Genomic DNA, 23,065 nt, shown 5'->3' with positions numbered 1-23,065 from the left:
ATATCGTTGTATAGCTGCCGGAGGCGTAAACCCATTCGCTAATCCCTTCCATGTTACAAGTGCTTAGTTATCCTGTATAAATATCGCTTCTGTAAATGTGCATTTTATGAGCGAAGCAATTGATGATCGTTCATATACTTGAGCCCTGTATAGCGATTACGCAGAGTATGAGCCGTACGAAGTGCACGCGCAAGCTGCTCCTCGCTTACGCCCAGCTCGGCAATCGTAGATGGACCGCCGACCTGAGTCAGCCATGCACGCATCTGCTCTGACGTTGGCAAGGTTCGATATACCTCCAAAGCATCCACAGCTTGGCTCGCAGCCAGGTCCCTGTACAAGTCCGCCAGTAAAGTTGAAGCTACGCCCACTTTGGCACCATGCAAAACTTGCTTGCGCCCCTCTGCAATAAAATCCATTTCAATTCGGTGAGAAATGTGGTGCTCTCCCCCCGATGCTGGACGGGAATGATCAATCATCAGCATGGAAATGCCTGATGCGATCAGCGCGTTCATCAGCACTTCGACACCTGCCTGGCTACCCGCCGCAATCTCATCAACATGCTCTACACAGGCCCGCAGCGCCTCTTCCGTGATTCGGTTAGCTAGAGGCGAATAGGGCTCGCCCCCCAAATCTCTGGACACCTGCCAATCGGCTAATGAGGTGAATTTGCCGAGCATATCGCCAAAGCCTGCGGCAGTCATCGCTTGTGGCGCATTCGCCAGTACGGATAGATCAGCAAAGATCGCTTCCGGCGGAACAGCCTGGAATGTCTGCTTGCTGCCGCCCACAATCAACGGCGCGCCTGCCGATGTGAATCCATCCACAGAAGCGGCCGTCGGCACCGACAGAAACGGACGATTCATTTTATAGCATGCGAAGCGAACCAGATCATGAATAGTGCCGGAGCCTACGGCCAGTACAGCCTGACTCTCATCTGCCACGCCCAACAACACCTTTACGATATAGCCTTCATCTGCAATCACATCCCCCACAGCATTGGGAGGCAACCGAACCACATCGACCACCAAACCTGCATCACGTATCCGTTGCGTCACCTTTTTCCCTGCCGCCGCAGAAGTGTATTCATCCTCTACCAGCGTCACATGATGGTAATTCTGTTGCTTCAAATAAGGGACGACGGCTTCAAGTGCTCCATCACGCACCTCAATAAACAATTCTACCTTTCGATAAGGGTGATCGGTGTTGTTCGCTTGTGCCTCTTCGTTCCACTGCTTGATCTGCTCATTCATATTCATTTCATCTACCTCCAGAAAAGGAATAATTTGCACAAGAATGATCCATACTGTTAAAAAGATTCTCTTTGAAAACGATTTCTATTTAATTGTACGCACAAGTTCCTGTCCAAGTCCAGATGAAAAGTACAAGTTGCTTTGCAAATACTGATTCCGAAAGGAAAAATGCTTATGAAATTCAGAACAGACATCGCTTGCGCACTCGGTTTACTGGCAGGCACAACCTTTGGCAGTGGTATTGCTTTTTTATTCGGCTGGCAAGCCTACCAGGCTCTAACCTCCGTTGCTGTCTTCGGCGTTGCCGGGATCATGATTACCATCGCTGTTTTTCGTCTGCTTCATCACAAATCGGTATCTACGTCAGATCCCCGATAGTCTCAGCTACTGAAATGAGAGCACTATACATTTGCCTAGCATATGAGGGATTTTTCAAAATCCTGATATAAAAAAGCGGGCCTCACAAGCGATTTATTTCGCTTGTAAAGCCCGTTTTTATTATGTTTGCCATACAATTCGGATCGACTACGATGCTACTGAATATCTGGATTTACATCCAATTCATAATCAATTTCATCAAACCCGAATCCAAACAACTGAAGGAAATCGAGACGATATTGTTCAAGGTCGCCCCGTTCAGACACATTTTCTGTAGTGATTCCGGACCAAGCCTCTTGGACAGCCTGCTGCACATCGGCTCTCATTTCCCAGTTGTCCAGACGAATGCGCCCTTCCTCATCGGTTTCCACTGTCGCTCCACTATATAGCTTCCCGAACAGACGCTGCGCTTGCTCGATACAGCCCTCATGCAAACCCTTTTCCTTCATAACCTTAAACAGCAAAGAAATATACAGAGGTACAACTGGAATAGCCGAGCTGGACTGTGTAACCAAAGCTTTATTTACAGAAACGTAGGCTTTTCCATCATAACGCTCCAGTTGCTTCGTTAAGGTATGCGCTGTGGCCTCCAAGTCATTTTTGGCTTGGCCAATGGTTCCTTTACGGTAAATGGCCTCTGTGATCTCTGGACCAATATACGAGTAAGCCAGTGTGGTTACCCCTTCAGCCAGCAGATCAGCTTCTTCCAGCGCTTTTAGCCATAAGGACCAATCTTCGCCCCCCATTACCGTTATCGTATTTTCGATTTCCTCCTCTGTAGCCGGTTCCAGCGTAATCTCCGATACGACACCAGTATTGGTATTCACCGTTTTATCAGAAAAGGGCTGCCCGATGGGCTTGAGAACGGAGTTGAAGGTTTCACCCGTATCGGGATGCGTCCGTCGTGGTGAGGCAACACTATACACAATCAGATCTACCTTACCCAGCTTTTCCTTAACCAGTTTCAACGTCTCCTGCTTGATTTCATGGGAAAAAGCGTCTCCATTAATGCTTTCTGCTATGTAGCCAGCCGCTCTGGCTGCTCTTTCAAAGGCTACGGTATTATACCAGCCTGCTGAAGCCGTGCGCCCCTCTGATGCGGGACGTTCATAAGATACACCTATGGTGTCCGCTCCCATACCGAAGCTCGCAGCAATACGAGAAGCCAGCCCATATCCAGTAGATGCCCCAATGACAAGTACCTTTTTAGCTCCTTGTAGTGATGTGCTGTTTTTGATGTAGTTGATCTGAGTATTAACATGAGCCGCACATCCTACAGGATGTGCAGTCGTACATATGAAACCACGGATTTTCGGTTTAATAATCATTGCAAGGGTCCCCCTATTTTGGCATTCATTTAATATGGATGGAATCGTTGTCCAGTCATAACTATATAGTAAATCAGCTTGCGGCTCAACCTAGACTACAGCATATGAAATATCACTAACAACAAAATTAGCATCTCATTATATTATGAGACAATAGCACTACCATGCAAGCCGTAATAATGAATTCGCCCGTCATTAACAGGCGTAACCATTTAGGTGTTCAGCAGATGTCGAAGAGCCTCTTTATACTCCTAACAAAAAAACCGAAATATGTGTATAATCATAATTTTTAGTGAATAAAAAAATTCACAAAAAAACAAATTCATGATATAAATAAGATGAAATAACAGTTTATTATCTGTTTAATAGACTAAATTCAATGCCTCACCACTCGTGTTTAAGAGCTAGAACGTTATCTCGGGCAAAACAACCAGAACAGTAGCAATTCTCCTTATTAGTAAGCCCCCAGGATTTTACGCAATCAGACCGAATAAACGCTTCCTTTCGGAAATAAAGACCATTCCCTTCAATATCCAACATCCAGATGAGATTGTGATTAAAGTGCTTTTATATCAATTATAAAGCGCTCTCAATGATTAAAGATCTATTTTAACTATTATTATTTGCTGCCCTTGGACTAAACCTGTCCTTTGAGGGCTGATCTTGTAGGATAAGTTCCAAGCGAAACCTCATTTATGGGGGACTTCAATGAAACAAGGTAAGAAATGGGTGACCCTGTGCTCCACAATACGAAAGGGGGTGATCAGAATAGACTGATCGTTTGAACATTCGTAAAATAGAAATTATATTTCCACAGCTACAGGATTAGGAAATTATTATTTTTATTAGGAGATGAAAGAATGATTTCACGTGTAAAAAAATCAATTTGCGTATTATTGGCATTTGTAACTGCACTGCCGCTCATGTTCAGCATGTCAGCACCTGCAGAAGTTTCAGCAGCAAGTGATGTAACCATTAACTTATCGGCACAAAAACAGGTGATTCGCGGTTTTGGAGGAATAAACCATCCGGCTTGGATTGGAGATTTGACAGCATCTCAAAGAGAAACAGCTTTTGGTAATGGAAATAATCAGTTAGGTTTTTCAGTGTTAAGAATTTATGTAGACGACAATAAAAATAACTGGTACAAAGAAATACCAACTGCAAAACGTGCAATTCAAAGCGGAGGAATCGTTTTTGCTTCACCATGGAATCCTCCAAGTGACATGACTGAGACCTTTAATCATGAAGGTGATACAAAAGCAAAACGCCTTAAATACGATAAGTACGCTGCATATGCGCAGCATCTTAACGATTTCGTTTCTTACATGAAGAATAATGGCGTGGATCTGTATGCTATCTCCGTTCAAAATGAACCTGATTATGCACATACTTGGACATGGTGGACTCCACAAGAAATGCTTCGTTTTATGAAAGAAAATGCTGGATCTATTAACTGCAGAGTTATCGCTCCTGAGTCATTTTCATACTTAAAAAATATGTCAGACCCAATTCTAAACGATCCGCAGGCTCTTGCTAATATGGATATTCTTGGTGCTCATACTTATGGTACTAAATTTAGTGATTTCCTTTATCCTCTTTTCAAACAAAAAGGAGCGGGAAAAGAGCTTTGGATGACGGAAGTATACTATCCAAATAGCGACAATAACTCGGCAGATCGCTGGCCCGAGGCATTGGATGTTTCATATCATATGCACAATGCTATGGTAGAGGGAGATTTTCAGACATATGTATGGTGGTACATTCGTAGACAATACGGTCCTATGAATGAGGACGGTACAATAAGCAAACGTGGTTATAATATGGCTCATTTCTCGAAATTTGTTCGTCCCGGATATGTACGAGTAGATGCAACGAAGAATCCAAATACAAACATCTACACCTCTGCATATAAAGGTGACAACAAGGTAGTTATTGTTGCAATTAATCGAGGTACTTCAGCAGTAAACCAAAGGTTCGCCCTACAGAACGGGACTGCATCGAGAGTATCTTCATGGGTAACGGACGGCAGCAGAAATCTGGCAGCAGGATCGGCCATTAATCTGTCTGGCGGTGCCTTTACAGCCCAGCTCCCTGCCCAAAGTGTTACAACTTTTGTAGGTGAATTGGGTGGCAAGACCATCAGCAACACGACTTATGGAGGGGAAGCGGATACAACATTGACCCACTCCGTAGTAGAAGCCACCTATTCGGGTGATGACACTATCCAATATGTCAACTTTAATGCTGCAACAAATGCAACCGTACAGTGGAATAGAATCTACTGCGCTGTTTCTGGAACTAAAAATGTGAAATTCCGATATGCACTGGAGTCAGGGGCTCGAAATCTAGATGTTTATGTTAACGGAACGAAAGTGATCAGCGATGCTGCCTTTACAGCAACCGGTAGCTGGGCAACCTGGGGCGAAAAAACGATTCAGGTACCTATGAATAGCGGAAACAATACTTTTAAAGTGGTAACTACCGGTGCGGAAGGACCGAATATAGAAAGTATAAGCGTCTCAGCCGAGTAGGTGCATTCAGGCGAAAAACTCAAGAACCCGGGTCTTTTCCAAGACTCGGGTTCTCTTTTTCTCAAAAGGATATTGTCTACAAAGACCTAACCAGTCCTTGTTTCTACATTGTTCTACGCCTGATTCAAAGCTGTTTAGAGCTTATCCGGATATTCAGCACGCCTAAATCCTCTTCCAATTAAATGGAATTGTTTACTACAACTGCAACAAGAGGTAGGACAACCGGAACGTTACAACCACTCACCTCTCGTATAAGGAGGAGCTTTGGGAAAATGATCCCCGCCAAGTGCTCAGGTGAAGAGCAATACATTCCAATTTCCGATGATATCAAAAAAGCTCCTGATCGCCACAAGGACAAATTCAGGAGCTATTGCATTAAAGCTTAAATATTTCAACTATTAAGACAGAGAACTTTATCTTTGTACATCTATTTGAGTGGCTTGACTATGGCTGAATCACCAGCGCAGCAACACGCTCATAAGCCAGCTTCGGACGGTGCGATTGATCGAATAACAAAGGCCAGTTCTTCCGGCCTCTGACCGGAAAGCCGTCCAGCCAGGTATAATCGTCGGCAGCCCCCCAGAATGTGACTGCACTGATACAGTTGCGGTATTCCCGCAGGAGACGGAAAACCGCTTCGTAAAGCTCCGCTTGCCGTTCCAGCATTTCCTCCGAAGGATGAAGCAGGTCGGTACGTCTGTCATCAAAGCGAAAAACTGACAGATCCAGTTCAGTTAGCTGGAGCTGAAGTCCCAGCTCTGCATATTTTTCGATGGCTGCGCGAATGTCGTTTAGGGAAGGATCGAACAAATTCCAATGCGCCTGAAGACCCACGCCGTGAATCGGCACTCCCTGGTCCAGCAGCGACCTGACCAGCCGATAGATACGATCCCGCTTATAAGGATGGGACTCATTATAGTCGTTGTAGAATAGCAGAGCCTTAGGATCTGCTTCATGCGCATATTCAAAAGCCTTGGCGATAAAATCAGGTCCGACGATGTCCAGCCATTTCGACGGGCGAAGGAACTCCTCCTTGTCTGACTCCTCGTCCGAGATGACCTCATTCACCACATCCCAGCAGTATACAGTATCCTTATACCGTCCAACTACCGTTTGGATATGCGAACGGAGCCGCTCCAGCAGCAAGACACGATCCGCTGGACCGCCTTGTTCATTCTCAAACAGCCAATCTGGCGTTTGATTATGCCAGACCAGGGTGTGACCGCGCATTGCCATCCCATGCTCCTTGGCAAATGCAGCTAGTCGGTCGGCATTCTCGAAGGTATACACCTCCTCCTCTGGATGCAAGCTTGAGAACTTCATTTCATTTTCCGCTGTAATACTGTTAAAGTGGTAAGCAAGTAACGATTTCTGAATCTCAATGGTTAGAGGATTGACCGCCGCTCCGATCTGGAAATCGTTTTTGTATAATTCTTTTAGTGAAGCTTCTTGCCGAGTCGATAAATTCATCCTTTTCCTCCTTGTGCAGGCTATCGGCAAACACTTACTGCTACTTAGCCTGATACTTAAACCAATCGAAGTGCGCAGGTACCCCACTTAAGCGGCCATTTCCTGTTGCGTACAGCCCAATGACTACCCCAGTGAAGCACATTTTATTCACAAAATCCTCCGGAGACAACGCCCGTGCCGGACCTGTAGCTATACTGGACCAGTTCTCGCCATCCTCCGAATATGAAAGAGCATATTCATCCTCAGCCGCTTCAATTCTTAGCAAAACTCGCTCCGATTCTGTCTCAGCCCCATAGACGATCTGGGATTCTCCGCGAATGGTCAGACGGACCATGACTCGGTTGCGGTTACCAGAACGCAACACCCCGATCTCATAATGGGCATCCTCATCCCGGCGTGCACATAATCCGGCCTCTTCACCTTCAGCGGTTGGCGCAAACGACATGCAAGTGGTGAAGCTTGCCTGCTTATGCTGCTGTCTTTTGCCTGCAAAAGTAATCCGGCCGGCATCCCCGAGTCCAGTCGCCTGTCCATGCAATGTCAAAGACCCAGGAGCTTCATCTAGCGAATAACTACCCTCGGCCGGATTTCGCACAAAGATCCACTCGGGTCCGAGATGGTCTGCGGCAAAATCGTCCCGGCCTTCGCCCACAGTGACGCCCGTAGCGTTGGGTGTCGCTGCGGGCAGACGCGCAACCGACATTTTCAGCTTGACACAGCCCTCGTTATTGTCGATATACGGCCATTCGTCCTTCCAGATGACCGGAGCCAGAAAGGTTTCACGACCAAGTACGCTGTAACCATCCTCAGTCAACCGAACGCCGAGAAAAACAGCCCACCAATTCCCTTGTACATCTTCTACCAGGTCGGCATGGCCCAAATATTGAATCGGATGATCAACCCCCCGATGCGTCAGGATCGGCTCCGGATAACGTTCAAACGGACCATAAGGATTGTTGCTCCGTCCGATAATCTCCCTGTGTTCCTTCGCTGTTCCGCCAGAGGCGGACATCATATAATACATTCCATTAATCTTGTATAGATGAGGACCTTCTGTCCATGGACCTCCATCACCGTACCAAACCACCTGCGGCTCCGAAAGCGCTTCTCCAGTCACAATATTAATTTCATACTGGATGGCATGGGAGTCGTAGTCTGCTCCCTGCTGCGCGGTGACGTACACCTTGCCGTCATCGTCAAAAAACAGTGAAGGATCAATCCCACCGTAAGGAACATGGATCGGATTCGACCAAGGTCCGGCCGGATCGGTCGCTGTAACATAAAAATTCCCGATCCCTCCTACATCGGTTGTAATCATGTAGAAGGTGCCCTCGAAATAACGAATTGATGGTGCATAAATGCCGTCAGAGCTCTTGCGATCCGTCAGATCAAGCTGATTGGGCCGGTTCAGCACATGACCCACTTGTTCCCATTGAATCAGATCCCGACTCCGGAAGATAGGAACACCGGGAAAATATTCAAACGAACTGCAAATCAAATAAAAGTATTCTCCCGCTCTAGTAATGCTAGGATCAGGATAAAAGCCGGGAAGTATGGGATTTGAGTAACGAATGGTTTGCGATACCAATTGATTATTCATTTATTCCTTCACACTCCCAACGTTAAGCCCAACAACAAAATATTTTTGCATGAACGGATACACTACCAGGATTGGAATAGAAGCTACTACAGTGACAGCAGCGCGAATTGAAATGGGTGTAACCTGGGTAGCATTTTGCATTCCAACACCATTGGACACTGATGGATTGCTGTTGGCGTTCATACTAGAGGAGAGCAGCTTCATTAACTCATATTGCAGTGTGCTCAGTTCCTGTTGGGACGAGGTATACAAAAAAGCGTCGAACCAAGAGTTCCAGGCACCTACCGCAACAAACAACGCAATAGTAGCCAGCACAGGCTTACAGAGCGGTAAAATAATTCTCCAAAAAATCTTAAAATCCCCTGCCCCATCTATTTTAGCCGATTCCACCAAGCTCTCTGGAATTGTATAGATATAGGTACGGATAACAATTAGGTTAAATGCGCTGATCATTGACGGCAGTACATATACGAAGAAATTATTAATTAAATTCAGGTCCTTCATCAAGAAGTAGCCAGGAATCAAACCTGCATTAAAATACATGGTCAGGACAAAAACTGTAGTAATAGGCTTGCGGAACACAAAATTCCGCCGACTAAGTGCATAAGCCAGCATTGTGGTCAAGAAAATATTCAGCAAGGTCGAAAGCACGGTACGTGCAACCGAAATCAGGAATGCATTATAAATAGTGCCCGAAACGAATACCGCTTTATAATTCTGCAACGTGAACTGCCGAGGCCACAGATAGAGACCGCCTCTGATCGTGTCGTTCCCCGCATTAAACGACACTACAATTGTATTTAGGAACGGATATAAGGTAACAATGACCAGGATAATCATAAATATTGTATTAAGTGTGTTGAAAACAAACGGCTCTAATCCCCTGCTTCCTGGACGGCGTCTGGAGATTGCAATTGTACTCTCTAGGCCAGACATCTGAGTTTTCTTCATCACTATAATAACCTCTCTTCCCCAAGCCGCTTTGCTGTCCAGTTTGCGAGCAGCAACATTGTAATACTGACAATGGTCTTGAATATGCCTCCCGCAGTGGCCAAGGAATAGTTACTTTGCGCAATACCATATTTAAGAACGAAAATATCAATCGTTTCTGACCAATCCACAACAAGTCCGTTGCCTAGCAAATACTGTACTTCAAAACCAGCTTCTAAAATATGTCCAATTGACATAATCAACAGAATAACAATAGTTGGCTTAATGCCTGGCAAAGTAACGCTCCACATTTTTTGATATCTGTTGGCCCCGTCAATATCAGCGGCTTCATACAAAGCCGGATCAATAGAGGCTATGGCGGCCAAATAAATAATTGTATTCCAGCCAACTTCTTTCCAAACGTGTGAGGCTCCCACTACTCCCCAAAAATACTTTCCTTCACTCAACCATAAAATTGGTTTATCAACCAAATGCAGCTTCATCAACATTTCGTTGACAATGCCGTCAGAGGCAAGAGAAGTGGCAACAATTCCCGTAACGATAATCCATGACAAAAAGTGTGGCAAATACGAAATGGTCTGAACGGCTCTCTTCCAGATAATCTTTTTAATTTCATTAAGCAGCAATGCCAAAATAATGGCAGTGACAAACCCAAAAATCAGGTTGATCATACTCATAGCAAGTGTATTACGAAGGACACGTAAAAAATTATCATCTGTAAACAGGAACTTAAAATGCTTGAAGCCAACCCAAGTTTGTTCATCAAAGCTTCGTGCGGGCTTGTAATCTTGAAATGCCATCGACCAGCCCCAGATCGGCACATAAGCAAATAAGACTATATAAGCAAGCAGAGGAACTGACATATAGATAAGTTGTCTCTGATCCTTGATAATAGCCCAGGTCACGCGTTTGTCGCTGCGTTTCTTCTTCGGGTCTGCCTGTTTAACTGACTTGGCGCCAATTGCAATCTCCTCCATAGTATCAAACTCCCTATCCATTCTTATATTTTTCGGAAAGGGAGGAGTGCTCCCTTTCCGGTTTAGAAATAGTTCTATTTAGCAGTCCAATTCTCAATTCTCCACTTCAGCACTTCGTTTATTTTGTCTTCATAGGCCTTGATGTCAAGCTTATGAATCTCGGAGGTGTATTCGTTCCATACGGAGTCGAAGCTAGACGGACTCGACAGGATTGCTTTAGGCAGATACTTTGTAGAAAGCTCGTTCAGCTTTGTGCTGGCAATCTTGGCCGGAGAACCATCCACGATATCGGCGGACCAAGCCGGGTAATAGACCGGGTTCTCAGGAGGAGCACTGAAGAAGTCAACGTAGCTATTAAACCCGTATGCCTTTAGAACTTCCTTATCGTAAGGCTTCAAGCTTGCTTGATACTCTTCAGGCTGATTGGTTGCCGAGGTGGCGTTGCCATCGCTAAAATAACCCTCCAGCTTCGGTGCGGTATTGTATAAAGCTTCTGCCTTATTGGCGAGCTTCCAGGCAGCATCATCAGCGTTAGTACGCTGCTCTGGTGTTTTCATAAAGCGACCTTGCTTATTAACATAATAATCCTCGCCTTCAACACCCCAAGTAAATAGCTTTTGCCATTTTTCATCCATTAGTTTATCGAGTACTTTGAGGATTTTTACCGGATCCTTAGCGTTAACAGTAATACCAAAACCATTATTCAGATTAAGCGCTGGACGGTCCCGATAGTAATCCTTAATGCTGGAATCATATACCAGAGGGAAGCCTACATATGTCCGCTCCAGCTTCTTCTGCGTCTTCAGTGAATCCTCAGCTTTGAGAAAGTTCCAGTGCTGATCGAACATCCCCAGAACATTACCGTTAGACAACTTCGCCAAGTACTGATCATAGTTCTGTGTAAACGTTTCCTTATCGAGTAAGTCTTGAGCATTAATTTCATTCAGCTTCTGGTAGTACTTCTTAGCGTAATCTTTATCAGCAAAAATTTCTGCCACGCCTTTGTTTACAACTACACCGCCATCGTTTGGATGACCAATCAAATGTTGTGGAGGATTCAGCAATCCCCAGGTTTTCCAGTCATAGTTCAGGACTTCAAAACCAAGGGTCGGGCTGCCATCAATCGTTGGATATTTATCTTTGTACTTTTTAATCAGATCGAAGTATTCATCCAATGTTTTAGGAGTCGGATAGTTGAACTCCTTGAGGACAGCCTTTTGAATCCAGAAGGCAGGACCACCGTAATAGGTATCAGCAACTTCACCATTATAGACACCATAGTTTGGCAAATAGTAAATATGTCCATCATTAGGGTCCTTCATTTGGTTCCAATACTTTGCATAGTGTTTCTTCAGATTAGGCGCATGTTTCTCGATCAAATCTTCCAACGGGATGACGCCTCCCGCAGCGGTCAGCTTTGTGTCTGCCGAGATCAGGTCCGGGTAGTCCCCGCCAGCAATCATAACGCCGAGCTTCTGGTTCTTATCGCCCGCAAGAAATTCAAATTTGAAGGTAACACCAAGCTCATCCTTCATCATTTTGTAAAGCTTGTTGTCCGCTGTCGGCTGCTGTCCAGCTTCATTCAAGAAGACTGAGATTTCAATTGGACTTGCCGCTCCAACCTCTCCGCTGTTGACATTGTCCGCATTGGAATTTCCACCTTTGCTGCTGCCGCTGATTGAGCAGCCAGACAGAACAACGCTCAGTGACAAAAGTGCTACCGCTCCAATACGAAGTAACGATTTTTTTCTGTCCCCCATAAGACACCTCCGATAGTTTTGTAATACCAACAATGAAAGCCCTTACATTTAATTAATTTTAGTTTAAATTTATATCTGATCGGAAACTATATTCGAATTAAAGCTTTTCACATGAAAAGCTTTGATTTTCTTATATTCGTTTGGTGACATACCTAAGCGCTTCTCAAATTGCTTCAGAAAATGGTTATAATTAGTATATCCTACCATTTCTGATAGCTCGCTATTTTTATATTGGTTCATACGAAGCAGGCGACTTGCCTCTTCAATCCTCAGATCATGGAGCAATTCATTGAACCCGATACCGTTTTTGCGTATCAACAATTGTCCCAGATAGGTAGGATGCAGAAAAAATTGCTCTGCCAGCTGTTTAATGGTCAGACTTTCCCGGAAATAACTACGGATGTAGTCATTGATATCCTGCACGATCCCCTGAGGCTCAATCATGCTCTGTTTGAGAAGAAGTTCAAAGCAAACCTGTCCACAAGAGCGTAGTATCCCAATCATATCGTCAAAGGTCAGCAATGCCTCGTCCATATTGGGAATATCGAACAGATAGTCGGAAGGCTCCCTGTCATCGGCAAAATGCACACTCATATACGCCCTGATTTCGTGAAGGATAAAGACGACAAATTTTTGGACCTCATCAGGATACACTCGCGTCTCCCAAAACATTTGCTCCATCGAATCGACAATTGACCGATAGCCAGCATAGTCGATGATTTCAAATGTCTCCAATATGCGTTCCAAAAGTTCCACCTGATTGTAGCAATGTTGAAACACGCTGTCTTTAATTATGTCATAGTGAATAATTCCATTATTTTCCGACTCATAAAACGCATGCAGCAGCGCCTTGGACGCCGTTTTGTAGGCGGTTCCAATGCCAGTTAATGAGCCTACCGGGGCACCAACAGCCATGAAGGCACGAAAACCCGCCAAGCGACGGGCCAGTGCTTCTATAGTCTTCTCAGCACTGAGCCCATCACCTTGATACGCCGAGTCGCCGAACACAATGACGAAATGTTCCATGGACAGATGCACCAAATATACTGTCTCTAAGTCATCGAGTAATTCAAGTGCAAACTCGCCCAGTCGTCCGGACTGGTCCCGATGCGCTTGCACCAGACATACATTCCATAAATCGGCGGATTGGGACACAGATTCCATGAAATCGTTACCCTCCGCGGACATCGATTTGCCCAGTAGTGCCTCCTTAATCATCTGCAGCACCTCTTCCCGACGAGCAATCTGCCCGATGTAAATGAGCTCCTGTTCCTCCAACAATTCGCGCTGGATTGCCCGAATCTCCAGTTCAGTCTGCTCCTCATCCAAAGGCTTCAGCAAATACCGGGAGACTCTGTATTTGAGAGCCTTTCGAGCGTAATCAAATTCGCTGTACCCGGTAAGAATGATAAATTTCGTGGAGACATTCCCTCTTTGCCGCCATTGCTTTATCATTTCCAAACCATCCATTATCGGCATATGGATATCCACCATCACCAGGTCTGGGCTCAATTCCTCCATTAGCCTCAAACCATCCATTCCGTTGCCGCAGATACCACACACCTCAAAGCCCATCTCTCCCCAATCTATACAAATCTGCATGCCCTCCAGTGCCCAAGGCTCATCGTCAATCAGCAGCACTTTAAACCCCATTCCCCTTCCCTCCTTCTCCATCCTGACATTTCAACAACTGCATCGGAATTTCGAAGGACACCTCGGTACCTTCTCCCACCTTGCTAGTCAGGTTAAAACTAACCCTGTCGTTGTAGTACAACTCCAGCCGTCGGTATACATTACGGATACCGATATTACCTCCTATAGTCTCCTTTTCGCTGCGCATGTTGTACAAAACCTCCTTTAAACGCTCCTCGTCAATACCTTTGCCATTATCCGATACAACCACGCGCAACTGCTCATCGGCTACTTCGACGCGGATTTTGACAACTCCAAGCCCCTCAATAGCCTGTATTCCATACTTGCAGGCATTCTCCGCGAGTTGTTGAATACTCATCTTCGGTATCTTGTAGTGACGCACTTCCTCGGTGATCTCGATGGAATACTCGAATTTGTCCTGGAAGCGGAATTTCTCGATGCCGAGATACATCACGGTAAAATTTATCTCTTCCTCCAGCAGCACTAGATCGTCCTTCCAGTTCAGCAAGCGGCGGAGTAGCTTCGATAAATCCTTGATAATGTCTTTAACATCTGTGTAATTGTTTTTGGTACTGACCACAAGAAGCGCATTCAGCGTATTGAACAGGAAATGGGGATTCATCTGACTCTGAAGCAGATTGAGCTCAGCTCGGACGCGCTCGGCTTCCTGGCTTTTTTGCTGAATCTCCAGCTTATACACATTATTAATCAAAGAATGGATCTGAGAGGTCATCATGTTAAAGTTGCGGATCAGATGCCCAATTTCGTCACGCCCCTCATCCATTTTGATCAAGTCGAACTTCTCGTTCCTTACCTTTTGCATGTGCCGGGCCAGGCGCTTGACTCGATGATTATACGAGCGCAGCATGACGTAAATGAACACCGAGGTAAACAATGTAATCAGGCCGACCAGTATACTAAAATAAATCCGCATATCCAGCATAGCCTTGCTAACGCGCGTCCCCTGGGGCACGCCGATCAGCTTCCACCCTCGCACATAGCTGGCGTTACCAATTGGCAAGGTGTGCAGATCGTTGTCCGCCTCATTATCCATTTTGAACAAAGGAAAACTGGGGGTATTCTCGCGCTGGTATCCGCTGTCCATAGATACGATGATCTCGTTCTGGTCGTTAACCAGATAGAGATCCAGGTAATCCCGCTCGCGGGCGATGACATCGTAAAAGCGGCTGAGATCGAAATCGATCCGCACCAGCTTCTGGTAAGAGTTGTTGACGTCGTAATTATCCATTTTCTCAACGACGCTGAGATAAGGCGTGGCAGTTGCGGGGGGTTTGGCCCCCATGTCCAGATACGCAGACACCAGCACGGTTCCGTTGAACGACTTCCACTCCTGATACCAGGGGCTGGCAAAAACCGATTCATTCAAGTAATAATAGTCGCTGCCGGGCACGATCGTCGGATTGTCCGTGTAAATGCCGATCCGCTGGATCTGATTGTTCACCGGAATATAGGATGTGACCCGATGACGGAGCTGTTCGTTGAACGTATTATAGAAATCCAGCGAATCCTTATAATCACGGTCCAGGGTCTCGTACAGCAGCTTATCTGTAATCAGGGCATGACTGACCGCAACTCCGCCATCAATCATGCCGTGGATATCCTTTCTCGCCCGCTCCAACGAGATTTGCAGATTCTGCTCTTCCCGCTCCTTGATCAGCCCGGACATCCGGTCCATAAACAAATAATTGATTATGACAATAGGCAGCAAAATGCCGATTACATAAATCAGCATGAATTTGTAATTCAGCGGGATATCGTTCACTATACTGCGAAATCTGAACTTTCTAATCATGGCTTCCACCACCATCTCCCATTGAACATTCTTTCGGCCTGAGCCGTCTCTATTCCCGCCGTCTGAAAGCAGACGGCGCTATCCCTGTTATCCGTTTGAACTGGCTTATAAAATAATCAGTGTTGGGATAACCGGAATTCGCCGCCACTTCGGCGATGCTCAGCCGGCCTTGTCGCAGAAGCCGCTTCGCCTCTTCAACCCGCTTGTCGTTCAGATATTCCCGGAACGACTTGCCGGTCTGCTGCTTGAACAGCTGTCCCAAATAGATAGGATTCATATGGAACATCTGGGCAAGCTCCTGAAGCTGCAGCTTCTTCCGAAATTCCTGGTCCACATGCTGCACCACCCGGAAGATCGTGCGGCACTCGCTGCGTTCACGCTGCTCGCGGAGGGCAGCCGCTCCGCTCAGGCATAGCGCCAGGGCATACCGGCGAAAAGCCGGAAAAGTGGTTGTCTCCGTCAGCGTACCGAACTCTCCCTGTATGCCCCGCATGAAGGCATCGGCGTCTCCACCCAGCTCCTTCAGCTTCTTGGAGATGCCCATTTCGAGGGCGGACAGCTGAATCCGCACATATTCGATATCCGGTAGCCCGGGGGGCGGTGCAGCAAGCAGGGCGTCCGCCGCAGCCTCAATCTCTTCGGGACTGTCCGAGGAGACCCGTTCGATCAAGGAAGCCAGGGCCGCTTTGTTCACTCCCTTCATGCGTTCGTTCCGCGGAAGCTCGTTGCAGGCGATAATGCCTCCCTCATTGTGATAGCGCTTCCATTTGAGCGCTGCCAGCGCTTTTTCGTAAATAGGCCGAAGTGCGGACGCCCCTCCCGTACCATAACTCAGCGCCGCAATTGCGGGAGAGGGAGCCTCGCCCGGCCACTCTTCACACAGCCGACGCCCAAGAGCCTCAAGCCGATCTGCAGCGTGCGGTTTCCCGGAAGCGACCAGCCCCACTCTTCCTTCGGGATCCGTGAACAGCTCCGGCGGTTCCGGCCCGGCAAGCTCCGGTATCTGACGCTTCAACTCTTCTTCGCTCATTTCCGTTTCAACCAGCAGGCAGCCGATCTCCTCACTGCTTCCGATATTCAACAAGGCCGCGGCTTCTTTTTCAAGCTCGGTGCCCGCCTCGCCCTGAATCAGCCGATTGAGCAGACTATTGACGTACAGGGATCGGTCGCGGCGGCGGAGCTCCTCTTGGGCCGTCTCTTCCCGAATCTTGCGACTCATCTGGTCCAACACCGCCTCGATCTCATCCTCGTCAATCGGCTTGAGCAGATAATCATCGACACGTTGGTCAAGCGCCGTCACTGCATACTCGAAGTTATTGTACCCGCTCAATATGACAAACCGCGGCGGCTTTGCCAGCTTATGCTGTGAGCGGTCGATCAGCTCCAGACCGCTGACGGAAGGCATTTGAATATCGGTAAACACCAGTTCGGGCTGAAGCCGCTCTATCAGAGACCAGGCGGCGCTGCCGTTCGAGGCCTCTCCACAGACCCGGAAGCCATATTTGTCCCAGTTCACAATTGTGCGCAAGCCCTCAAGAACCCACGGTTCATCGTCTACCAACAGCACATTCATCATCTATCCTTCGCCCCCTTCGTTAAATGAACCTTGCCTTGTATACATGAAAGCGCAATTACAATTTACGGTTCAGATATCAAATTTGCCCCACGGGTAGAAGTGTCCCCGGCCTAGCGTTCCCACCGTTTAATGCAGAGCATTTAGCCGATCAGCTGTATATTTTCCGGTATGCCTGTCGGCAATACCGCTTACGAAGAAATAGGTATTGATACTAATCTTCCTTACAGAAGCTCTCCTCGGGGCCAAAATAGGAGCAGAGAAGCGGCTCGCGGGACAAGACCAGCTTCTGTAGCACCAGACCCGCATCCAGCACATACAATCGTAGGGTGTGCATGCCGGCGGTCAATGAATGCTGCGTTGTGGAAGTATGGATATTATTCATAACGGACTCAGACCAATGCCGGGATTCGCCCGCAGCAAACTCCAGAGGCAGCATATCTGTCAAAACCGGTTGATGACCATCAAAAGCCACCGCATATTTCAGCCGTCTACCCTCCCCCAGAGGATTAGTCGGGGCCGCATAAACCGTTAAGCTATAGATCTGTTCTTCCGCGGTGCAGATACGATATTCCAGATATGGAGCGTCTTCGATCCGCTCAAAAAGAGCTGTTGTGGGGAACAGCTTCATGGAGGACAAGGAGCGTCCATATCCCTTGATTATCTCCCAACGAAGCTCCCCAGCAGCTTCCCGGCCACAAGTGTGCTCTGCTTCAATTGCAATCACACCATGTGCTTCAGCAAAGGTCAGATCGGGCAAATTATCGGTGTGTACAACCTCTGCGACGACCGTTGCCTTTACCGTCTGATCGCCGCAGACAATCATAATTTCCCCCGTTGCCGATGCGTCAAGCCGTCCCCAATCGACATGCACCTCAATGGTTTCCCCGGTCAAAACGCTTCCATGCGTTGGATCAGTCTTGATCCAGTCGGCGTCAGTCTCCAGATGATAAGCAAACGCTTGTTTTCCGGCATTGCTGACGGTTATACGGTAGCGTTCCTTTTGCAAGCTAGTGAATGGCGGGAGCGCTACCGTTCCAGCGGTAAACCCTCCGTCTGTCCCTTCTACATCAACAATCATCATCGCTTTTTCCTTAGGCTCGATATACTTGAACTCTGGATACTGCCAGCCTTCGTCATTCCAGTTTACATAGCCGATATGGGCAGAGGACATCATTCCCTCCCATTTGCCGCTGGAAATTTTGTTATTGTAGTCCTCTTGCATTTGTACATCTTTGGCAATGGCTTCCTCCACCAAAGCCGCATAATGATTGGCAAGAACGCTCTGAGGTTGGAATCCGCTATATTTGTGATTTAAGCTCGCGTATATCTGCATTTTGGTCACATTGGCCGATGCTACGGCCGGATAATACACAAGCTGATAGTAGGCATCCTTCTGCTCTTTTTGCACAAGCTCATAATATGCCTTGGCGTCCTTCTCCAACCGGATCGCTTTCTCTAACACCCGCTGCGCTTCGTTGTAGTGAAGCAAGCTGTATGTGTCAGCATAGGTCACTTCCGGCTTGCGGCTCCCGTTCATTTTTGTATAGTCCGCCAAAACCCGAGCAATGCCCTCGGTGGTCTCTTCATCAGCAGCATGACCAAACTGTCGCTCCGTCCATGTCTGCAAAAATTCTCTCGTACGATTGGGATTTCCTGTTCCCCAGGTCTCGAAATCATAGGCTAGCTCCATGAAATAGGAAATGGGCAGTTCCATCGGCTTCAAGTCGCCGACATTCACAATCCAGAGGTCTCGGATTCCATAGTCATAGGCCAGAGACATCTGCTCCCATGTTTTCTCAAGCGGAACCGTATTAACCCATTCATAAGACCGGGGGCCACCATGGTAATCAAAATGGTAGTACATCCCCCAGCCAGCTTTGCGTTTCCGATCCGGGGCTTCAGGAAGCTTCCGCATATTGCCGAAGTTATCATCAGACAAAATGATGGTCACATCATCCAACACCTCCCAATGCTTCAGACCCTGAACCGTATCTGTCCCATGCCAGAATGTCTCCACTTCCTTGTAGATCGTCAATGCTTGCGGTGCATTGTCCAGGCCATGCTTGTGTAACAAAGCCTTCTGGGTCAAAATGATGTCCTTCAGCCGCTGAATATTCTGCTCCAGGGTGCCACCAAGAGCCGAATCCTGTTCGCCGCGCATTCCCAGCGTAATCATATTGGACAAATGCTTATTACGGATGACACCATCCTCCCAAAATTTCGTAATGGCCTCTGTATTAGCCCAATAATCCCACAAGCAGCTATCCCCATAATATTGATTAATCTTTCTCCATTCCTCGCCGGCTCGAAACATGGGCTCATGGTGGGAGGTACCCATCACAATGCCGTATGCCTCGGCAAGCTCAGCATTAGCCAGTGGATGACTTTTCCCATCCTCGCTGAAAACAGCGCTCCACATGGCCGGCCATAGATAGTTGCCCTTCAGCCGCAGCAATAGTTCGAATATTTTCTCATACATCCCTTCGTTAAAACCCCCGCAATGATCCCTCGACCATGATCCCAGTGAAGGCCATTCGTCGTTCAGGAAAAAACCTCGGTAACGAATGGAGGGCTCTTTAGAAGTGTATTCCAATTGTTCCTTGGTAAAGACCAGTTCCTGCCGCCTCGGGGGATGTACATCGGCCCAATACACCCAGGGACTGACTCCAATCAGTTCCGAAATATGGTACAGCCCATACAGCGTTCCCCGCTTATCACTGCCCACAATAACAATGGCTTTATCCAATTCCGGGCATGGACGCTCTAAAACCCGGATCATATAGGTCTCCCGGCGATTCTGCAAATCTGAAACATCAAGCCTGTATTCCGCAATCAGGGAATCAATGATATCATTATGTCCGGCGGAGCCGACGATGACCGCGATCCCGCTTAACTGCGCCCTGTCTGTAATCAGCTTGGGCAAAACGGTGGTAACCAGCTCAATGTCCTTGACCAGTGATAACGAGACGCGCCGAATACCGTCATAGTCGTTTCCCTTCGCATCGGTGTATATGGGGGTCGCCTTGCCCTTCTGTACGAGAACGGCCGCTTCCTTTGAGTATTGCTTTGTATCGTTCATAATCACAGCACCTTCGTTTCATTTTCTAGTTCATAATCTACCTTGGTTATGCGCTTCTGACATGCCATACAAAGATACCGCTTTCATCATATGAGGAGGAGATTATTTGAATTTGGCTTATCACGAGCATCTGATCCCCCAAGTATTCCTGTTTGTAGACCGCAAATGCTTTGCAGATTGGTCGATTAGAAAAGCAAAAATAGACTTTCATGATCTCACCTTCGTTATTAGCGGAAAAGCCTGCTATTACATCAATGATGAAGAGGTCATCGTTGAAGCAGGCGATTTGTTGTACATTCCGGAAGGCTGCACCCGGGAAGCTCATACCTTCAAGGAGTTGCCCATGCATTGCTATCCCTTTAACTTTCATTGGGCTGCTCCGCATAATGACGTCCATCTTCCATTGGAATACGTAAGCAAGAAAATGATTACTAAAGAGATCCTTGACTATATTCGTGAATTCAAACAAGCATGGATGAACAGGAAGCCGCTCTACACCTTCGAGACCCGTGCATTGTTTGAATTGATTCTTCACCGACTGCTCTCCGATTATCACCTGCTATCAGCGACCACAATTGATCCGAGAATCAAAAACGCAACCTACTACATTAACGAGCACTATTCGGACAATATAACAGTTGGCATCCTGGCTGAACAGGCAAATCTAAATACGGTTTACTTTGGCAAGCTGTTCAAAGAAACCACCGGCTCAACCTGCAAGGAATACCTCAATCGCATCCGCATCAACAATGCGGAGATGATGTTGTCCTCAGGCGACTTCAACGTTTCGGAAACAGCCGAGCGCTGCGGCTTTCACGATATTTCTTATTTCAGCAATCTGTTTAAAATGATGAGGGGTTACTCACCATCCTCAGTAAGAAAAAAATAGGAACTTTGAAATAGAAAAATTCTTAAATATATCCGAATCCAAGTATAGTAAAGCGTTTTGTTTCATGTCCGGGAGCCATGCGGATCACCACCGTATGCTCCTTGGACACCTGCTCGTTGTACAATATTACGGCATTGCAATGTGTCCAATTGTTCTCATGGGGATCGGCTGTCTTGATATATTTTTCATCCACCCAAATATCCGCGCATCCAAAATCGCTATTCCCCGAGTCCTTGAACACCAGGATAAGACGTTTGCAACAAATGGTTATTTTAAATTCGGAGACACCATTTTCTGGATTATTCATCCAGTTATAAGGAAACTGGGGAGAGCTGTACGGGTGATCATCCATTTCCACCATTTGCAGGTCTGTATCAGTTTCGGTGAAACTACCCATATTGATTGTGGCAATTTGCTCCGAATTACTGCGATCAAGCAGCTTTGTTTCGGCAAAATCACAACCAATGACAGGAGGCTTACTGGTATCCACATCCGTCTGATCGAGTGATGCCTCATCTGCTATGTCGAACAGCCATCCCAAACAATCAGCCATTACCCGGTGCCCGGCATTGGCCGGATGGTAGATGTCAAAGAAAAACTGTCGTTTGGAAATCACATTTCCTCTTGCCTTGGAAAGCCGAAACTGCCCCTCTACAGCATCCTTTACGCTGACCATAGGAAGATCATAATGCCAGCCCACAGGTGACAGCCGTTCCTGCAGGTTCCAGTCATTGACAAACACACTAAACAGTAAAATAACCGCAGGTTTATTGGATGCGTTCAAGGCCTTCAATGTCAGGCTTTCATAACAATTTCCCTTTGTCTCATCACCCGCGTCATTCACGGCAAATTCGATTACCACAATATCCGGCTCTACCGTTCCTCCCCGAAGCACATCCCGGTCATAGCGGACAATACCCAATTCCGATGGGGTACCGCCTACGCCTGCTTTTACCAGTTGAACCGATTCCCCACCGTCTTTGCCGAATTTTTGCTTAAAAAGAGCATAGGACTGGTATGCATAGCAATTTTCATGAATCGGAACGGCCCCGGCCCCCTGTGTAATGGAGCCTCCAATATAGGCCACAGTCACCTGTTCTCCTCTTTTGGCCTTTTCAATTGCAGCCTTGAGCCTTTTGTTATTGCCTTTATTCAAAATTGATTTAGCGATCATCTCGCGATAGGCTTGCGAATCGAAATCCACCGGTTCCTCCATGGAAACTTCGGGAACATGGAACCCGTCGTGCAGGTAGAACGTAATGTTGACTGTAGCCAGTTCTCCCACCCGGTCGAAGAGAAAGACGAAGCTTCCTGGAACATCATCATCCAAAGACCAGTCGTATTCCTCCATAACCAGCATAGTTTCAGAGCCATCTGCCGGACAAATAAGCTCAAGGCGGGTGCCGGATTCGTACTTGCTGGTTTTACCCCAGTTATGGTACACAAACCGAACGTCAGCTACTTCCGGATTATGCGCCTTCACGGTAATCCCGATACTATGGACCAATCGGCGCAAGCCTTCGCAATTGGTTAGTAGCTCCAGTATGTCCTCATCTCCAACTCCTCCCGTATACTTGGCCTTATCAGCCAGCCTCCCCTCCAAATAAATCTCCTGGGCAAAGCTTCCGTCTGGCCGAGCGGTTCCCTCGATCATGGTTTCATACATAACGGAAAATCCACTTCGTCTTGTCACCGGGTCTTTAGGCGCCTTGGGGCCTTCCATCTCATCCTGCTGCGTAAGTCCTGAAAAACTGTCATTCATGGAAATGTCTCCTTTTACTTTTTATTGTTGGATAAGGACAATGCT

Annotated in this window: 15 protein-coding genes and 1 pseudogene; 4 read left to right on the top strand and 12 right to left on the bottom strand. The window is 47.0% G+C overall.

Annotated elements, in window-relative coordinates:
• Positions 1-104: 104 nt before the first annotated feature.
• Positions 105-1,256, bottom strand: coding sequence for a sn-glycerol-1-phosphate dehydrogenase (locus tag NST83_RS08885; RefSeq protein ID WP_137062515.1), 1,152 nt, complete (start codon positions 1,254-1,256; stop codon positions 105-107).
• Positions 1,257-1,424: 168 nt separating this feature from the next.
• Between NST83_RS08885 and NST83_RS08880 the strand changes: the two genes are divergently transcribed.
• Positions 1,425-1,628: a hypothetical protein gene (locus NST83_RS08880; protein WP_342417350.1), complete on the top strand. Its 204-nt coding sequence runs from the start codon at positions 1,425-1,427 to the stop codon at positions 1,626-1,628.
• Positions 1,629-1,783: 155 nt separating this feature from the next.
• On the opposite strand, the gene fabV is transcribed toward NST83_RS08880, so the two are convergent.
• A complete protein-coding gene (gene fabV, locus NST83_RS08875) occupies positions 1,784-2,956 on the bottom strand; it encodes an enoyl-ACP reductase FabV (RefSeq protein ID WP_342417349.1) in 1,173 nt (390 codons plus the stop codon).
• Positions 2,957-3,816: 860 nt separating this feature from the next.
• Between fabV and NST83_RS08870 the strand changes: the two are divergent.
• Positions 3,817-5,076 (top strand): annotated as a pseudogene (locus tag NST83_RS08870) (glycoside hydrolase family 30 beta sandwich domain-containing protein); the annotation flags it as partial.
• Positions 5,077-5,082: 6 nt separating this feature from the next.
• The gene (locus NST83_RS08865; protein WP_252361750.1) at positions 5,083-5,490 is read left to right on the top strand and encodes a carbohydrate-binding protein; all 408 of its coding nucleotides are present in this window, start codon (positions 5,083-5,085) and stop codon (positions 5,488-5,490) included.
• A gap of 444 nt (positions 5,491-5,934) precedes the next feature.
• Here the strand turns inward: NST83_RS08865 and NST83_RS08860 are convergent, their stop codons facing one another.
• The 9 genes from NST83_RS08860 to NST83_RS08820 form a co-directional block, all read right to left on the bottom strand.
• Positions 5,935-6,960: an endo-1,4-beta-xylanase gene (locus NST83_RS08860; RefSeq protein ID WP_342417348.1), complete on the bottom strand. Its 1,026-nt coding sequence runs from the start codon at positions 6,958-6,960 to the stop codon at positions 5,935-5,937.
• A 40-nt stretch (positions 6,961-7,000) separates the two neighbouring features.
• On the bottom strand, positions 7,001-8,560 hold the full coding sequence (locus NST83_RS08855; protein ID WP_342417347.1) for a glycoside hydrolase family 43 protein: 1,560 nt from the start codon (positions 8,558-8,560) through the stop codon (positions 7,001-7,003).
• On the bottom strand, positions 8,561-9,496 hold the full coding sequence (locus NST83_RS08850) for a carbohydrate ABC transporter permease (protein ID WP_342417907.1): 936 nt from the start codon (positions 9,494-9,496) through the stop codon (positions 8,561-8,563). It lies immediately after the preceding gene.
• A gap of 17 nt (positions 9,497-9,513) precedes the next feature.
• Positions 9,514-10,488 carry an ABC transporter permease subunit gene (locus tag NST83_RS08845; RefSeq protein ID WP_137062815.1) on the bottom strand — a complete coding sequence of 325 codons (975 nt, stop codon included), beginning with the start codon at positions 10,486-10,488 and terminating at the stop codon, positions 9,514-9,516.
• 74 nt (positions 10,489-10,562) lie between these two features.
• Entirely contained in the window at positions 10,563-12,248 is a 1,686-nt protein-coding gene (locus NST83_RS08840) for a sugar ABC transporter substrate-binding protein (RefSeq protein ID WP_342417346.1), read from the bottom strand.
• Between the two features lie 69 nt (positions 12,249-12,317).
• A complete protein-coding gene (locus tag NST83_RS08835) occupies positions 12,318-13,901 on the bottom strand; it encodes a response regulator (RefSeq protein ID WP_342417345.1) in 1,584 nt (527 codons plus the stop codon).
• On the bottom strand, positions 13,891-15,714 hold the full coding sequence (locus tag NST83_RS08830; protein ID WP_342417344.1) for a sensor histidine kinase: 1,824 nt from the start codon (positions 15,712-15,714) through the stop codon (positions 13,891-13,893). Before NST83_RS08830 ends, NST83_RS08835 begins: the two co-directional genes overlap by 11 nt.
• 49 nt (positions 15,715-15,763) lie before the next feature.
• On the bottom strand, positions 15,764-17,290 hold the full coding sequence (locus tag NST83_RS08825) for a helix-turn-helix domain-containing protein (protein WP_342417343.1): 1,527 nt from the start codon (positions 17,288-17,290) through the stop codon (positions 15,764-15,766).
• Positions 17,291-17,501: 211 nt separating this feature from the next.
• A complete protein-coding gene (locus tag NST83_RS08820; RefSeq protein WP_342417342.1) occupies positions 17,502-20,369 on the bottom strand; it encodes a glycosyl hydrolase 115 family protein in 2,868 nt (955 codons plus the stop codon).
• Between the two features lie 106 nt (positions 20,370-20,475).
• On the opposite strand from NST83_RS08820, the gene NST83_RS08815 reads away from it, so the two are divergent.
• Positions 20,476-21,258 (top strand): AraC family transcriptional regulator, encoded by a 783-nt coding sequence (locus NST83_RS08815; RefSeq protein WP_342417341.1) that lies wholly within the window; start codon positions 20,476-20,478, stop codon positions 21,256-21,258.
• Positions 21,259-21,280: 22 nt separating this feature from the next.
• Here the strand turns inward: NST83_RS08815 and NST83_RS08810 are convergent, their stop codons facing one another.
• A complete protein-coding gene (locus NST83_RS08810; protein WP_342417340.1) occupies positions 21,281-23,020 on the bottom strand; it encodes an SGNH/GDSL hydrolase family protein in 1,740 nt (579 codons plus the stop codon).
• Positions 23,021-23,065: the final 45 nt, after the last annotated feature.

This window comes from Paenibacillus sp. FSL R10-2782, from assembly GCF_038592985.1.
Classification (GTDB): Bacteria; Bacillota; Bacilli; order Paenibacillales; family Paenibacillaceae; genus Paenibacillus; species Paenibacillus terrae_C.
Note: the sequence above shows the minus strand (reverse complement) of the source record. Positions and strands in the feature narration are given on the sequence as shown.

Bases quoted from the DNA above. Each gene is read 5' to 3' on its own strand.
- NST83_RS08885 (WP_137062515.1), bottom strand. From the start codon at position 1,256: ATGAATATGAATGAGCAGATCAAGCAGTGGAACGAAGAGGCACAAGCG.
- NST83_RS08880 (WP_342417350.1), top strand. From the start codon at position 1,425: ATGAAATTCAGAACAGACATCGCTTGCGCACTCGGTTTACTGGCAGGC.
- fabV (WP_342417349.1), bottom strand. From the start codon at position 2,956: ATGATTATTAAACCGAAAATCCGTGGTTTCATATGTACGACTGCACAT.
- NST83_RS08860 (WP_342417348.1), bottom strand. From the start codon at position 6,960: ATGAATTTATCGACTCGGCAAGAAGCTTCACTAAAAGAATTATACAAA.
- NST83_RS08855 (WP_342417347.1), bottom strand. From the start codon at position 8,560: ATGAATAATCAATTGGTATCGCAAACCATTCGTTACTCAAATCCCATA.
- NST83_RS08850 (WP_342417907.1), bottom strand. From the start codon at position 9,496: ATGTCTGGCCTAGAGAGTACAATTGCAATCTCCAGACGCCGTCCAGGA.
- NST83_RS08845 (WP_137062815.1), bottom strand. From the start codon at position 10,488: ATGGAGGAGATTGCAATTGGCGCCAAGTCAGTTAAACAGGCAGACCCG.
- NST83_RS08840 (WP_342417346.1), bottom strand. From the start codon at position 12,248: ATGGGGGACAGAAAAAAATCGTTACTTCGTATTGGAGCGGTAGCACTT.
- NST83_RS08835 (WP_342417345.1), bottom strand. From the start codon at position 13,901: ATGGGGTTTAAAGTGCTGCTGATTGACGATGAGCCTTGGGCACTGGAG.
- NST83_RS08830 (WP_342417344.1), bottom strand. From the start codon at position 15,714: ATGATTAGAAAGTTCAGATTTCGCAGTATAGTGAACGATATCCCGCTG.
- NST83_RS08825 (WP_342417343.1), bottom strand. From the start codon at position 17,290: ATGATGAATGTGCTGTTGGTAGACGATGAACCGTGGGTTCTTGAGGGC.
- NST83_RS08820 (WP_342417342.1), bottom strand. From the start codon at position 20,369: ATGAACGATACAAAGCAATACTCAAAGGAAGCGGCCGTTCTCGTACAG.
- NST83_RS08810 (WP_342417340.1), bottom strand. From the start codon at position 23,020: ATGAATGACAGTTTTTCAGGACTTACGCAGCAGGATGAGATGGAAGGC.